General features: G+C 34.4%; 14 protein-coding genes. 3 read left to right on the forward strand and 11 right to left on the reverse strand.

The annotated features are described in order from the left end of the window. Nucleotides 1–118: 118 nt before the first annotated feature. The 11 genes from VB694_RS13975 to VB694_RS14025 all read right to left on the reverse strand — a co-directional run bounded on the left by VB694_RS13975 (nt 119) and on the right by VB694_RS14025 (nt 11,756). Nucleotides 119–928, reverse strand: coding sequence for a Uma2 family endonuclease (locus VB694_RS13975; RefSeq protein ID WP_323360926.1), 810 nt, complete (start codon nt 926–928; stop codon nt 119–121). A 35-nt stretch (nt 929–963) separates the two neighbouring features. Beyond that, nucleotides 964–1,953 (reverse strand): glycosyltransferase family A protein, encoded by a 990-nt coding sequence (locus tag VB694_RS13980; RefSeq protein WP_323360927.1) that lies wholly within the window; start codon nt 1,951–1,953, stop codon nt 964–966. 35 nt (nt 1,954–1,988) lie between these two features. Beyond that, entirely contained in the window at nt 1,989–3,275 is a 1,287-nt protein-coding gene (locus tag VB694_RS13985; RefSeq protein ID WP_323360928.1) for a glycosyltransferase family 2 protein, read from the reverse strand. A 3-nt stretch (nt 3,276–3,278) separates the two neighbouring features. Continuing rightward, nucleotides 3,279–4,172, reverse strand: coding sequence for a class I SAM-dependent methyltransferase (locus tag VB694_RS13990; protein WP_323360929.1), 894 nt, complete (start codon nt 4,170–4,172; stop codon nt 3,279–3,281). A gap of 32 nt (nt 4,173–4,204) precedes the next feature. Further along, complete coding sequence (glf, locus tag VB694_RS13995; protein ID WP_323360930.1) at nt 4,205–5,314, reverse strand: UDP-galactopyranose mutase; 1,110 nt, start codon at nt 5,312–5,314, stop codon at nt 4,205–4,207. Between the two features lie 22 nt (nt 5,315–5,336). Continuing rightward, nucleotides 5,337–7,196 (reverse strand): glycosyltransferase, encoded by a 1,860-nt coding sequence (locus VB694_RS14000; RefSeq protein WP_323360931.1) that lies wholly within the window; start codon nt 7,194–7,196, stop codon nt 5,337–5,339. 1,074 nt (nt 7,197–8,270) lie between these two features. Beyond that, complete coding sequence (locus tag VB694_RS14005) at nt 8,271–9,014, reverse strand: ABC transporter ATP-binding protein (protein WP_323360932.1); 744 nt, start codon at nt 9,012–9,014, stop codon at nt 8,271–8,273. Next, on the reverse strand, nt 9,014–9,820 hold the full coding sequence (locus tag VB694_RS14010) for an ABC transporter permease (protein ID WP_323360933.1): 807 nt from the start codon (nt 9,818–9,820) through the stop codon (nt 9,014–9,016). Before VB694_RS14010 ends, VB694_RS14005 begins: the two co-directional genes overlap by 1 nt. A 180-nt stretch (nt 9,821–10,000) precedes the next feature. Then, entirely contained in the window at nt 10,001–10,726 is a 726-nt protein-coding gene (locus VB694_RS14015; RefSeq protein ID WP_323360934.1) for a Uma2 family endonuclease, read from the reverse strand. Nucleotides 10,727–10,760: 34 nt separating this feature from the next. Beyond that, nucleotides 10,761–10,898: a hypothetical protein gene (locus VB694_RS14020; protein ID WP_323361013.1), complete on the reverse strand. Its 138-nt coding sequence runs from the start codon at nt 10,896–10,898 to the stop codon at nt 10,761–10,763. Between the two features lie 60 nt (nt 10,899–10,958). After that, entirely contained in the window at nt 10,959–11,756 is a 798-nt protein-coding gene (locus tag VB694_RS14025; protein ID WP_323360935.1) for an Rpn family recombination-promoting nuclease/putative transposase, read from the reverse strand. A 323-nt stretch (nt 11,757–12,079) separates the two neighbouring features. On the opposite strand from VB694_RS14025, the gene VB694_RS14030 reads away from it, so the two are divergent. The 3 genes from VB694_RS14030 (at nt 12,080) to chlG (ending at nt 14,599) form a co-directional block, all read left to right on the forward strand. Next, nucleotides 12,080–12,271, forward strand: coding sequence for a DUF2862 domain-containing protein (locus tag VB694_RS14030; RefSeq protein ID WP_323360936.1), 192 nt, complete (start codon nt 12,080–12,082; stop codon nt 12,269–12,271). Nucleotides 12,272–12,359: 88 nt separating this feature from the next. Continuing rightward, nucleotides 12,360–13,460, forward strand: coding sequence for an ArsA family ATPase (locus tag VB694_RS14035; protein ID WP_323360937.1), 1,101 nt, complete (start codon nt 12,360–12,362; stop codon nt 13,458–13,460). Between the two features lie 104 nt (nt 13,461–13,564). Next, nucleotides 13,565–14,599, forward strand: a complete 1,035-nt coding sequence (gene chlG / locus VB694_RS14040; RefSeq protein WP_323360938.1) for a chlorophyll synthase ChlG — start codon at nt 13,565–13,567, stop codon at nt 14,597–14,599. Nucleotides 14,600–14,688: the final 89 nt, after the last annotated feature.

The following is a 14,688-nucleotide window of genomic DNA, read 5'->3' on the forward strand; positions in this document are numbered from 1 at the left end:
CATTCTATACTATTTTCAGTATTAATTTAACCTAAACTATAACAATCCTGTTGAACGTCAAATAGATCCCTAACTTCTCTCAAAAGAAAAAGTCGGGATCTACTGAATGACAAATTATTTACAAACTCTCAGGATCAATACCTAAATCTCTTAACCTCTGAGCTAAAATAGCGGCTTTAGCTTCTGCCTCTTCAGCCCGTTGTTTTTCGGCTTCAGCTTTTTGTTTTTCAGATTCAGCCCGTTGTTTTTCGGCTTCAGCTTTTTGTTTTTCAGATTCAGCCCGTTGTTTTTCAGATTCGGCTTTTATACGTTCAATTTCAGCCTTTCTGATTTCTTCTAAATTAGCTTCTTCAGGTGTAGGTATTAACCGCCCCTCAACGCTAAAATATCTCAATCTACTTTCAAATACTCCTAAATACAATCCTAATTCCTGACTCCAATACCAGTCATTTTCTGAAGGAATAATACTTTCATATTCATTTCCAACTAATCGCCACCCTACCAATTCTAAGGTATTAGGTGAAAACCAAAAATATTCAGGAGTTCTAAATCGGTTTTGGTACAATTCTTTTTTTAATCCCCTATCCACTTTAGCAGTAGAATCAGAAAGTAATTCAATAATCACATTGGGATATCTACCGTCTTCTTCCCATATTACCCAAGAAGCACGAGGGCGTTTTTCTGTGTCTTTGACTAGAAAAAAGTCTGGTCCTCTAAAGTCTCGATTTTTTAACTGTTGACGGCTATAGTAGATGCTAAGATTTGCTCCGATAAAGAAATCTTCTCTATCACGCCACAACCATTCTAAACAAGTTACTAATATTAATAGTTGTGTATAATGTAAAGAGCTTTCCATTTCTGGTTCGTCGCTGAGTAGTTCACTACAATCTGGCATTAATGCTTCTATTTCTTGTGCGGTTAAAGCCATAGATTTTACTTGGATAAGTTACAATCTTTTATCCATTATAACCTAATACGTTTGGTGTTAAGAATTTTCTCATTATTTCCGTAATGCCAAGCAATACCAGCACTCCAACCCACACGCACACCTTTAAAAGCTTCTTGGATATATTGCCATAAAATCTGATTGCTGAGACGATGGGTAAATTTAAGCCGAATAATTCTTAATAAGCACCGATAAATTAACAGTGAAGCTAGACGTATTAACAAAAGGGGCAAAGGGATTTTTTGATAAGCGTGTTTTAAGGCAAAATAAGTCGTGTTTTTAGCTAGAGAATACCAACAAGTTAGATGTTTTTGATCATAACGATTATGACTAGGTTGAGGATAGTGATCTACAACAGTATCACAGTAGTGAATTTCATAACCTGCTTGAATCAATCGCAAACATACATCCGTTTCATCTAAAAAATATTCAAAAAATTCATCATAACCATTAATCTTTTCCAGTAATTCTTTACGGTAAGATGAATTTGTTCCCATCAAACCATTAAACCAAAAACCCTGCGGTTCGTTATAGTTAATCACATTAGCAGAACGAATGGGAATTGTATTACTAATAATATTCGTAATTCCTTGATGATATTGCAAGGGATAACCAGCTTTTGTCATATCTCTGACTGTACCACCAACCCCAGCACATTTATCACCATATAAAGTATAGGTTGCTATTAATTTATCTAACCAGTCAGTGGGCGGAATTGCATCATCATCTATAAAAGCAATAATCTTTCCAGATGATTTTTGGATTCCTATATTTCTAGAAATACTAATATTTTTGATCTGAGATGTAAATATTTTTATGCTAAAATTCACATCTTTTTTAATGAAATCCAGCATTTTTAATGTACTGTCATCCGATGAAGAATCTACAACAATAACTTCAAAATGGTTATAATTTATATGATTTAAAGATGCAATAGTTTTTTGCAGAGAAGCAGAACGATCTGCTGTACAAATAACTATAGATATCAAGACACTTGTGTTTGACATGGTTGCAATTATTTCCAATATTGTGAAGAGAGATGTTATTTTGCAACTGCGGATTTATTAACGAAAATGCTCGTATGCAAATATATTTTCAACAACCGATAAAATACTTGCAGAATTTTCAATAATACATTTTTAACCTTCCAATTTAATACTAGATAACCTGGAGCATTGAAAAAATAGACTTTCTTTGCTAAATGGAAGTACAAAAAATTAGGTTTATAGCAGCTAACTATTGCTACATCTACAGGTTTATAAAACCAAGCAATTAACCAGATATAAAACTTATGAAAAATGTTTTTTGGTAAACACCAAGGAATAATTTCTGAATGAGATTTACAAACATTTTCAGATATTGACTTTTGCAGCAAAATTTTACTATCAGAAGCAATAATTTCTGGGAGAGAATATTCTTGATAGGAAAGTTGAACTAAAGATTTACCTTGAACTCCATTAATAAAATCTCCCAAACCTTGTAAATAAAAATCTACAAGAAAAAACCGCCCAGTAAATGAATAGTAAATTAACTTTATAAAGAGTAATTTAAGACGTTTTAATAACAAATTTGGGTGATGTTTTTGCCAGCAATAACATAGATTACGTTCATCATAATAACTAATCCAAGGACGATATTTAAAATCAGGTGAAGAATGCCAAACAATAGAAGCAGGATGAGCAGCAACCACCCACCCAAATTGCTTTGCTCTTAAACACCATTCCGCATCATCAAAGTGTAAAAAGTAATTTTCAAATACTCCTATTTGAGTAATTATTTCTCGTCGAAATAATAATGAAGCTGCTGCACATACATCTACGGTTAAATAACTTTTACCTGCTAATAATTCTGCTGTAGATAAAATAGAAGAATTGGCAAAATTAGTTTTGAAATGAGCCTTGTTAACATTTATACAACTACCTATTTCTTGAATTATCTCTGGTTGTTCTAACTTTCTGATTTGAGAACCTACTAAACCTACTTCAGAATAGTTTTGCAAAGTTTCTACTAAAGGAAGCAAAGCTTGATAATCTAATCTCACATCATTATCTAGTAACCAAATGTAATCATAATTCAGGTTACTTACAAACTTCATTCCATGAGAAAAACCACCTGAACCACCGATATTTTCACCTGTCTGTAAAACTTTAATGTCAGGATAATTTTCTTCTAGATAAGCTTGTGTACCATCATTGGAAGCATTATCAACAACGAAAATATCTAGACATATCCCATTTAAATCAAGTTTATTAGTGTCTTCAATTAGCGAACAAACATCTTTAATTTTGTTCCAAGTGACAATGATAGCTGCGACTTTGGCAATCTTCATAAATCATTTATTAAAATCTATAATACCAATACCCATCCACTCTTCAGCGATATGACTAATTTCCAAAATTGACGCTGACTGACAGTATGATAATTTGAGTTCATTCCAACATCTTCTAGTTCCACCATCTAAGTGGTCATATTCGGCTGCATTAATATCATGAAAAGCACAAAATTTTGCATAACGACCTACATTGAAAAAATCATTTTTCATGCCATGATATGAATGATCAGCATCAATATAAACAACATCGAACTCTGAACCTATAAAATCAGCAGATGTCGCAGGAATAGCTTTTTCAAGGGGTAAAATAGATGAAAAGTATTCCCAATCTCTAAAGTTGTCTTCTATATCAACACAGGTATATTTAAAATTGGTGTTGAATTTAGATAAAACCGCACAGCACAATACAGAAAACCCTCCGTACATCACACCAATTTCTAGAAATGATGCGGGTTTTTTATGAATGCAATAAATTAAAAAATCTACTAATTCTGTAGGAATTTGTAGCGGTCCATAATCAGAAGCATTGAGATACTGTTGATAAGGAGAATAAAGATCCCATCCTTGATATGCACAACCATAAGCTTTTATTTTTTCTAACAAAAAATTTCTATTTGCTAATTGTTCTGTTGTAGAAGATAAAATTGATTCAATGACAACTCTACCTTTGTGTAAATCATGTTCTAGCGCTTTTGTTTTAATCACATTTGGAATATGTTCTGTTGTATCTTTCAAAGCTTCTAAATCGAATTTTCTATAACTGTTTTTCACATTTTCATACTCTAGCTTGAGATGCTTGTAATAATTTATTAGCTTTTTAAATGTTGTATTTTGATCACGAAAAAAAACAAGAAGAAACTTGGGAAAATTTTGTGTAAAGGATGTATATGACAAAGTATTCTTCCTCCAATAATTGTTGGTAAAACCTAATAAATTTGACTAATTCTGTTTTCAAACACCGTGAGAGCAGCAGCAACAACCTGATCCATGTTGTAATATTGGTATTGTGCTAATCTCCCTACAAATGTTACTGTTTCCAGCTTATCTGCTTCAGTTTTATACTGTTGAAATAACTCACGATTTTCGGGACGCGGAACAGGATAATATGGGTCTCCTTCCGCTTGTGGATATTCGTAGTAGATGGTAGTTTTCGGATGTTTTTGTCCAGTAATATGTTTAGATTCGACTATCCGTGTAAAATCATAATCGTTGGGATAGTTGACAACAGCAACTGGTTGGAAATATTCAACATCATGAGTTTCAAATTCAAAACGTAATGAGCGATAGGGAAGTTTACCAAATTTATAATCAAAAAATTGATCGATGGGTCCAGTATAAATTAGATGGTCAAACTTCAGCCATTTTTCTACGTCTTGAAAGCTAGTATTTAGCATAACTTTAATGTTGGGATTTGCCAACATTTTTTCAAACATTTTTGTATAACCATTTAGGGGCATAAGTTGATACTTGTCACCAAAATAACGGTTATCTTTATTGGTTCTTACGGGAATACGAGCGCAAACAGAAGCATCTAATTCATGAGGCCACAAATCCCACTGTTTGTAAGTATAGTTTTTAAAGAATTTCTCGTATAAATCAGTTCCTACTTTGCCAACTACAGCTTGTTCTGAGTTTTCAATTCTGTCATATTTTTCTTTAACTTGCTCATAAAAGTCTTTAATTTCTTGACTATTAAGATTTAGTCCATAGAGTTTATTAATGGTATTTAAGTTGATAGGAATTGGATATAAGTCACCATCAACTTTGGCTAATACTTCATGCTGATAAACTCGCCATTGAGTAAATTGTGAAAGGTAATCAATTATTTTTTTGCTATTAGTATGGAAAATGTGCGCTCCATATTTATGAATCAATACTCCAGCATTGTCATAAAAATCAAAAGCATTACCACCTATATGATTACGGGTATCAATAAGTAACACTTTACGATCTAGGTGCGTAGCTATACAATTTGCTAAAGTACAACCTGCAAACCCAGCACCAACAATCAAAAAATCAAACATTCTAGGGTACATAGTTTTATTCCGGTTATTTTAATTATTTTGGTTCTATTTCTAAATACTTTTCCCAGAAAGCTTGACTGGTAAATTCAGAAAATGAGTTGATATATAGCGTTTTCAATTTTGGTAATTTTAAGAGCATTACCAAGGACAACCATAAGGCATTTATTAGCACCTCAAAAAATCTGTTTCGGGAAAATTTAACTATAAAACCTTCTTGGGTTTGTAAATTGTAATACAAGACTTTTTTAGCTCGAAAAGCGTTTAAAGGTCTACTATTAGCAAATGGAACAATACTATATCCCTTATCGCTAAATGTGTCGTCTGCAAAGAAAAACCAATTTGGTAAAAGATGACCATTTAGAGTTAGAAGTCTGAAGAATCTATGTAATGGGTTTTCACTCTTTTCTAGATTTGCTATATATTTACTATATACAAATGGTAATTCTGGATCTTTAGTAGTTTTTTCTCTAGATTGACAAACTTCTTTATGCTTGTCTTGTGGTTGGTTAGCAACTAGAGCATCAGGACCTTCGAGAAAGTCGAATGTAGCTTTAATAATGCTTTCAGCCGTTTCATATCTATAACAAAATAGTTCTTTCAATAATGGTTTCAAAAACCATTTAATTGCCTTGATGCTACTAAATTCTTTTTGAAAATACAGGCTATGATAAATCATACTATTTCTGAAAAAATAGTATTCTATTGATGGATTTTTTTTATTTTCAAAGGGTTCGTGCCAAACACAGATACCATTTAAAATTATAATTTTCTTACCTATTCTTCGGCAAAATTCAACATCATCCATCTTAATAAAGAAAGGATATGGTAAACCATTATCTTTGATAAGATTAACTGGAAAGCAGAAAAACCACCATCCACTGTAATCAATATATTCATCTACTTCATTGAATAAAGTTTCTTTTAATTTTCTCAAATCCATATCTGGTTTGACAGGAACAAAACCTTTATTTCTATTCCAATATGCTCCTTTTTCATGCTGTATGTATTTTTTATCTAATCTCAACATACTACTACCAAGACAGATATCTTTTTGATTTGATAAGCTCAAAAAATTCCAAATTCTTTGGAGTATTTCTGGATCAAATAGAATATCATCATCCATCAAAATAGTATGTGAAAATTCATGTTGCTGCTGTAAAACTTCCAGCATTCCTCTTGCAAAGCCACCACTTCCCCCAGCATTTTTATTAGGTATTACATGAATTATAGGACTATTAAATCTCTCTAAGGTATTACCATTATCAATAATAAATACTTCTAGTTTATCTTCATATTCAGTTTGTTTTAAGAAAGATTCCTCTAATAATTTCATGTTTTTATAAACATAGGCTTCTCTTTTATAAGTACAGATAACAACTGCAATTTTGACCTTTGTATCCGCTTCTGTAAAAGTACAAAAATACCCTGTACTAATTTGACACATATTTTCTAATGCTTCTATTTCCAGGTATATCATTCCTGTATATGCGGATATATCGAAGTTTTCTAAAACTGTGATTTTCTCGATTTTGTTATTGTTGATTATCTTTTGTGCTAATACGGTTTTAGTTTCACCCAATCTGTCTATATTATAAATAGTAATTTTAAAATTTCCTTTTAATGTGAGACTAGCGCCTATAGTTGTAACCTTGGTGTATTCTTTCCAACTATCCACATAAAAAGCATTAAAATAGGTGTCAAAACTAACAATTCCACCTTGATTTAGTTCTAAGGTCTGATTTTCATAGTTAAATAAAACTTGTTCATTACTTCTAAAAAATAGTTCTTCAACACTACAAATATCGGTTTTAGGAAAAATAATATTTTGCAGATGATTTAATCTCTCCTTTTGAATAAGGTGACAGATAGTTGGTAATTCTAGTTGGTTAACCATAGTTTTTTTTACTCAACCTTATATTTTATATTGCCTAATAAAAATCTTCTTCAGTAACTGTTATGCCAAACCATCAGTTGAAATGCCAACAGAATAAACACTTAATTAGAAACCATTTATTCTGTATTGATATTACTTTTAACTGATACATTCTAGACCCGAATTTATTCAAAATAGATGTATAATTTGGTTTGTTTGATTTTTGCAAAGTGGCTATTTTCTTAGAAAAAATGACTTTTTTTAAATGAACAATGATATTTTTTACACCTAAATAACTCTCGATTTATGTCTAGCTATACTGGCTAACTATTTAACAGTAATAATCTATAAATCTCTTGTTATTTTTGGTTTTTGATTTCATTTAGCTTCCAGATGTAAACTTATACATTGATATTTTTGGTGATGATGTAATGTTACTTGGTAGCGATTCTAAAAATTGAGTTCATGCTCAATAAAGCAGACTGCATAAAACTTGATATTTCATGTGTCTTAAGATGGCTAATTTTTCATAAAAATACCTTGAGAGGACAGCGCATTTTTAGCTTTATAGAAAGCTTTTAAAACTAGATTGCAACTCTTCCCAGTAGCACCTGAAACTTAAACAGGGATGGAGTTTATGATTTAATCAGAATTGACTTACTAACTCTTAAAATCTAGATTATCCCTATTGGTTTAACACAGTAGGAGATATCTGAAGCCTAGTTTTTAAGCAGTTTGGAGAATATCAGTAGTAAGTTCTATTAATGCAAACATAGGGATATCAAAGAGATAGGAGGTGATGAAGTAACTTACCAAAAAGTTGTATTAAGTCCACCTATTCCCGTTACACCCTGTGACTATAAATCCTGCAACATTTCTGCTATTTCAGCACAGATTTGATTTTTGTAACAAAAGTTTACAAATCCAAATAAAATAAATGCACTCTGGTAAGTATTCGGCTATAGCAATCGTTTATACCCAGATACCCGACTTCACCAGATCAATTTATCATTTATGGACACAATAAACAAAAGAAGTTCGGGGATATTATCGCTTCACCTGAATTCTTACGCACTCTGTCATCTCAGATGGAATTTATTCTGGTATGACTTTACCCACCAGATAAGACTGTACTGCACGTTCTGCCGCACCAATGAAATTGATTTTTCCCTTCTCTAACCAAATTATTTTTTTACAAGACTGTTTCATAAAACCCAAATCATGGGATACAACTAAAACCGTTGCTTCTGCATCCCAAAACTTTTCAATTCGCTGCTGACACTTATTTTTAAACCTTTCATCTCCTACTGATAAAACTTCATCCAAAATCAAAATATCAGGTTGCACATCTGTAGCAATAGAAAAACCTAATCTTGCTACCATACCGGAAGATAAACCTTTAACTGGAACTAAAGCATAATCTTGTAATTCTGCAAACTCCAAAATAGACTGCGCTCTTGCTCGCATTTCTAACCTAGAAAAACCCAGTAAAACACCATAAAGTACAATATTGTCCATGACAGAAATTTCTGGGTCAAATCCTGCTCCCAGTTCAATTAAAGGAGCAATTTTTCCTTTTACTCTTACTGTTCCCTGAGTAGGTTGAAGAATCCCAGAAATTATTTTCAAAAGCGTGGATTTACCAGAACCATTCGCACCAATAATGCCTATTTTTTCACCTTTATTAACTACTAATTCAATTGTATCTAGCACTAATTTTTTGGCAGGTTGGCGATATTTGCCTTCTACAAGAGAAAGCACTGTTTTTTTTAAGTCGTAAGAAAATTCTTCTTGTGTTCGTCGCCACAGTGAAACTTGATCCAGGCGAATTACTTCCATTACAATAAATCCATAAATTGATGTCGCCAAATATGAAAACAAGTCCATCCCAAGGACAAAATAATGATGCCACTCAGTAAAGCACCCCAAATTAAACCTAAATCTGGTGATGTTCCTGATAACGTAATTTGACGCAGACTTTCAATGATTGGAGACAAAGGATTTAAGCTTAAAAATGGTTTTACTTGGTTTGGTACAATAGCTGCTGGATAAAATATAGGGCTACTTATCCACATTACAAAGGTGACTAATTCATAAAAATAAGGTAAATCTCTAAAAAATACATACAAGGCACTTACTAAAAATCCGATTCCTGTAGACACTAAAATTAATGCTAGAAACGGAAATACTAATGCCAAGACATTTACTAGGCTTCTGGAATTGATTAAGGTCATTAGTGACAGTAACGGAAATGCACCGACGCAAAACTGAAATATATTAGACGCAATCATTGATACGGGAAAAACGCTGACTGGGAGATGAATTTTATTCAATAATGCGCCATTATTGACTACACTTACTAAGGCTTGGGATGTAGAAGCTGAGAAAAAATTAATTACTACCAAACCTGTAAATGCTGCTAAGACATAGTTGAGTATTGAGTTACCATAATAAGATGCGAAGGTAACTCCAAAAATTGCGGTGTATAACCCTGTCATTATTAACGGGTTTAATAGTGACCAATAAACACCCAGGAACGAACCCCGATAACGCACTTTGAGAGTCCGTCCTACTAAAACTTGCAGCAGTTCCCAATAACGCTGTACTTGCAACTTAGTGAAATTGTCTTTGATAGATAGGGTCATCCTCAAATACCACTACACACCACAGCCAAGGTATTCGCGCATTTTATAGGATTGTCAGCATTAATTTTAGCCAATTTGTCAGAATTTGCCTGTCCTAAACTACGGGAATAGCATTTATACCAAATATCCCCAACTCCTTTGAGAAGTCAGGGATATATTTAGTAAACAAAATTACTTTTATTACAAATTATCAGGTTCAATACCTAACTCTCTTAACTTTTGAGCTAGAATAGCTGCTTTAACTTCTGCTTTATCAGCCCTCTGTCTTTCAGATTCAGCTTTTTGACGTTCAGATTCAGCTTTTTTAATCTCTTCTAAATTCGCTTCTTCTGGTGTTGATATTAATCTTCCTTCAACACTAAAATACCTCAATCTACTTTCAAAAACTCCTAAGTATAATCCTAATTCCTGACTCCAAAACCAGCCATTTTCGGAAGTGGTAATACTCTCATATTCACTTCCTAATAATCGCCATCCTACCAATTCTAAGGTATTAGGAGAAAACCAAAAATATTCAGGAGTGCGGAATTGATTTTGATATAACTCTTTTTTTAATCCTCTGTCTACTTTGGCTGTAGAATCAGAAAGTAATTCAATGATTAAATTGGGATATTTGCCGTTTTCTTCCCATATTACCCAGGAAGCACGAGGGCGTTTTTCAGTATTTTTTACAAGAAAAAAGTCGGGTCCTCTAAAGTCTCGATTTTTTAATTGTTGTCGGCTATAGTAGATACTAAGATTTGCTCCGATAAAGAAATCTTCTCTATCTCTCCACAACCATTCTAAACAAGTTACTAATATTAATAGTTGTGTATAGTGTAAGGAACTTTCCATTTCTGGTTCATCGCTAAGTAGTTCGGTGCAATCTGGCATTAATGCTTCTATTTCTTGTGCTGTTAAGGCCATAGCTTTGATTGTGGTTATTTATTATCTTTTTTGATTATAAACTATCAGGATTAATTCCTAAAGATCGCAGTTTTTCTGCTAATTTATCAGCCCGTTGACGTTCATTTTCTGCTTTTTCTGCTAATGTTGGCAACCAACCATCAGCGTTATACCAACTTAACCATAAACTCATAAGGGTGTATTAATCAAATACACCCTAAAACAATGAATTAATTAGTAATAATTAAAACTCTTAAATTTCCCTTTGTAAATCTTGAACTTGTTCCAAAGATAATTCCGTTATTTCCGAAATTTGCTCTAAACTCATACCAATTCTTAATAAGTTTAAAGATAATTTTCTGGTTGCTTCCGCTATCCCTTCCTGTCTCCCTTCCTGTTTACCTTCTGCTAAAGCCTCTTGATAAACTCTGGTTTGTTTTAACTCACTTAACCCTAACATGGCTTCAATCTCCTCGCGGCTTTTTTTGGGTAATTTATAGACGATAATTGTTTCAATTAGGTTGATGAGATCCCGTTTGGTGGTTGTATCATTAATTTGTTGGTTCGCTTGGGCAATTAACTGTTTTGCTAATTCTGGTGCTGTCTCTTCTGTTTCTATTACCAGTTTAACAACTCCTACCCCTAAAGAACTCTCTCCTAACTGATCTAAATAAATGCGTTTAACTCGATCCAACAGCAACATTTCGCCAAATTGTACAGGCTGTTCTCTTTCTATGTTACGACTAGGATAGATAATCACAACCTGCCAAGGATGGGGCGGTTTGTATTGTTTCAAGTAGAGGCAAAGTTCTGCAAATAGCCGATAATATAAATCATCGTCTGGTTGAAATTGCACTTCCACTAAGTAAAATGGTTTTTTGGCCTCTTTGGTAGTCGGCAAAAATAAACCATCCAAGCGAAAAGCTAGTTGTTTAACTTCACGGGATGTAAATTCATAAGCAACTGCTTCTGTAGGAGACTGGTTAATTAATTCAAAGAAAATGCTAGGAAATTCTTGAAATAAGCTATAGAAAATGGTATCTGTTTTCACGGTGGTTTATTAATTTATTATACTTTTTATAGGGATAATATTTGATTTACAAAACGATACGTAGGGTGCGTCAGACTGCATAAATTCTATCAATAAACAGATTTGTTATATCTGACGCACCCTACAAATACTTGATTTTTTCAAAATTCAAATATGAGTCCCATATAATATGCTTAAGTTGATCAAATACGCAGATTTTGTCTAAAAAATGTATCATTATCAGCTAACATAACTAGAAAAGTAACATTTCTGAGTGCCTAACTTCTAACAAAGTGCCAGATTCCGCTACACTGAGACTTGGCTTATTGGATTGTAACTAGATCATGGAAATCGGACAGAAAGTTAAGGTGATTCGTTTGCGCGATCGCGTATCTGCTACTATCGCTCAAAAATTAGGAAAAGTCGGTATTATTGAAGGCTACAAAGTTACTGACGGTGGTGGAATTGGCTTAGTAGTCAAGTTTGATGACAACTTCTCCACTTGGTTTTTTGAAGATGAAATCAAACCAGCATAGTTAAAACACCTCAAAGCATAAGCTCATAGCATTATGTTAGCGTGTTAAGTTGGAGTTGACCAGACAGACGGTAATTGGAACTCAAGTAATGGCCTTGATATTGACATTTTTAGGCAAAAGTGGTATCGCTCGTAGCAAAATAGCGATCGCCGCAGCCAAGCTATTGGCAACCCAAGGCAAACGGGTACTCCTAGCAGGATTAGCAGAACCAACGTTGCCAATTTTACTAGAAACTACTCTGTCTCCTGACCCCCAGGAAATCGCTCCCAACTTACAAGCAGTACAGTTTCAAGCATCTGTACTGCTAGAACGTAACTGGGAAGAAGTAAAAAAACTTGAAGCGCAATACCTACGTACACCTATTTTTAAAGAGGTCTATGGCCAAGAACTGGTAGTATTACCAGGCATGGATAACGCCCTCGCTCTCAATGCTATCCGCGAATATGATGCCAGTGGCAAATATGACGCAATTATCTATGATGGCACAGGCGACAGTTCCACCTTGCGGATGTTGGGAATGCCAGAATCTATTAGCTGGTATGTGCGAAGATTTCGACAATTGTTTGTTAACTCCGATTTAGGCAAAACAATTTCCGAATCTCCCTTAATTCAACCTCTGATTACCAGTTTCTTTAATGTTAATTGGACTGCTGATAACTTCTCCCAACCCACCAACCAAGTTAATAATTTTCTCGATCAAGGTAGGGCTGCTTTAGCTGATCCTCAGCGTGTTGCCGCTTTCTTGGTAACAACCTCAGATCCCATTGATGTAGCCAATTCCCGTTATCTTTGGGGTACTGCTCAACAAGTTGGTTTAACTATTGGTGGCGCTATTTTAGTATCTGCGGAAACAAGCACCAATCTAGCAGCAGAATTCACCCCCCTACCGCTAAGTATTGTTCCCGATGTGTCTAACGGAGAATGGCAACCCTTGATAGATGCTTTACCCAACTTTGTCGAGCAAGCATCACAGGCTCCCAAACCAATTGAAATAGACGTACATAATCGCCAAGTCCGCCTATTTTTACCTGGTTTTGATAAAAAGCAAGTCAAACTCATCCAACAGGGTCCAGAGGTGACGATAGAAGCCGGAGATCATCGCCGTAATATCTTCTTACCCCCTGCTCTCAGTGGTAGACCTATCACCGGCGCTAAGTTTCAAAATAGTTATTTGATAATTTCTTTTTAGGTAATGGGGACTGGGGACTGAGGATTGGGGACTGGGTAAGAATTATCCATGACCCATTACCAATCACCCATTACCCATTACCCATTACCAAACCATTACATCTTATGTCTGAATCAACTCCCATTAATCAAAATCCTCAACCAACTGAGGCTGTAGAATCTACAAATCAGGAAGTAACAACCACAGAAGACCGCAATGCGAAAACTCGCCAACTTCTGGGAATGAAAGGTGCAGCAGCAGGAGAAACATCAATCTGGAAAATTCGCTTGCAGTTGATGAAACCTATCACCTGGATTCCTTTAATATGGGGTGTAGTCTGTGGTGCGGCTTCTTCTGGAAACTATACTTGGACTTTAGAAAATGTCTTGAAGTCTGCCCTTTGTATGTTGCTTTCTGGTCCATTATTGACAGGTTACACTCAAACCATCAATGATTATTATGACCGGGAAATTGACGCTATTAATGAACCTTACCGTCCTATTCCTTCCGGCGCAATTTCTGAAAAACAAGTAGTTAGCCAATTCGTGCTTTTACTATTATTAGGATATGGGGTAGCCTACACTTTAGATTTATGGGCTGGTCATACCTTTCCTAATGTTTTGATGTTGTCTGTTTTTGGATCTTTTATCGCCTATATCTATTCTGCACCACCATTAAAATTAAAACAAAATGGTTGGTTAGGAAATTATGCTTTAGGTGCAAGTTACATTGCTTTACCTTGGTGGGCTGGTCATGCTTTGTTTGGTGAACTAAATTGGAAAATAGTAGTTCTTACCTTATTTTATAGCTTGGCAGGTTTAGGTATTGCCATTGTCAATGATTTCAAGAGTGTAGAAGGCGATCGCCAATTAGGTTTACAATCACTACCAGTTATGTTTGGTGTGCAAACTGCGGCTTTAATTTGTGTAGTCATGATTGACTTATTCCAAGGTTTAGTTGCAGGTTATTTGGTGAGTATTCATGAAAACTTGTACGCCGCAATCTTGGTATTATTAATCATTCCCCAAATCACTTTCCAGGATATGTATTTCCTCCGTGACCCCATAGCCAATGATGTCAAATATCAAGCCAGCGCCCAACCTTTCCTAGTTCTGGGAATGCTGATAACAGGTATTGCATTAGGTCATGCTGGAGTTTAACAGGGAACAGGGAACAGGGAACAGGTAACAGGTAACAGGGAACAGGTAATATTTTATCTTTCTCCTGACTCCTGACTCCTTGATCTGTA

The organism is Anabaena sp. UHCC 0451 (genome assembly GCF_034931405.1).
Taxonomy (GTDB): Bacteria; Cyanobacteriota; Cyanobacteriia; order Cyanobacteriales; family Nostocaceae; genus RDYJ01.

Coding starts and splice junctions, on each gene's coding strand:
- VB694_RS14010 (WP_323360933.1), bottom strand. CDS start 9,820: ATGACCCTATCTATCAAAGACAATTTCACTAAGTTGCAAGTACAGCGT.
- VB694_RS14020 (WP_323361013.1), bottom strand. CDS start 10,898: ATGAGTTTATGGTTAAGTTGGTATAACGCTGATGGTTGGTTGCCAACA.
- glf (WP_323360930.1), bottom strand. CDS start 5,314: ATGTACCCTAGAATGTTTGATTTTTTGATTGTTGGTGCTGGGTTTGCA.
- VB694_RS14005 (WP_323360932.1), bottom strand. CDS start 9,014: ATGGAAGTAATTCGCCTGGATCAAGTTTCACTGTGGCGACGAACACAA.
- VB694_RS14035 (WP_323360937.1), top strand. CDS start 12,360: ATGGCCTTGATATTGACATTTTTAGGCAAAAGTGGTATCGCTCGTAGC.
- VB694_RS13975 (WP_323360926.1), bottom strand. CDS start 928: ATGGCTTTAACCGCACAAGAAATAGAAGCATTAATGCCAGATTGTAGT.
- VB694_RS14000 (WP_323360931.1), bottom strand. CDS start 7,196: ATGGTTAACCAACTAGAATTACCAACTATCTGTCACCTTATTCAAAAG.
- VB694_RS13980 (WP_323360927.1), bottom strand. CDS start 1,953: ATGTCAAACACAAGTGTCTTGATATCTATAGTTATTTGTACAGCAGAT.
- VB694_RS14030 (WP_323360936.1), top strand. CDS start 12,080: ATGGAAATCGGACAGAAAGTTAAGGTGATTCGTTTGCGCGATCGCGTA.
- VB694_RS13985 (WP_323360928.1), bottom strand. CDS start 3,275: ATGAAGATTGCCAAAGTCGCAGCTATCATTGTCACTTGGAACAAAATT.
- chlG (WP_323360938.1), top strand. CDS start 13,565: ATGTCTGAATCAACTCCCATTAATCAAAATCCTCAACCAACTGAGGCT.
- VB694_RS14015 (WP_323360934.1), bottom strand. CDS start 10,726: ATGGCCTTAACAGCACAAGAAATAGAAGCATTAATGCCAGATTGCACC.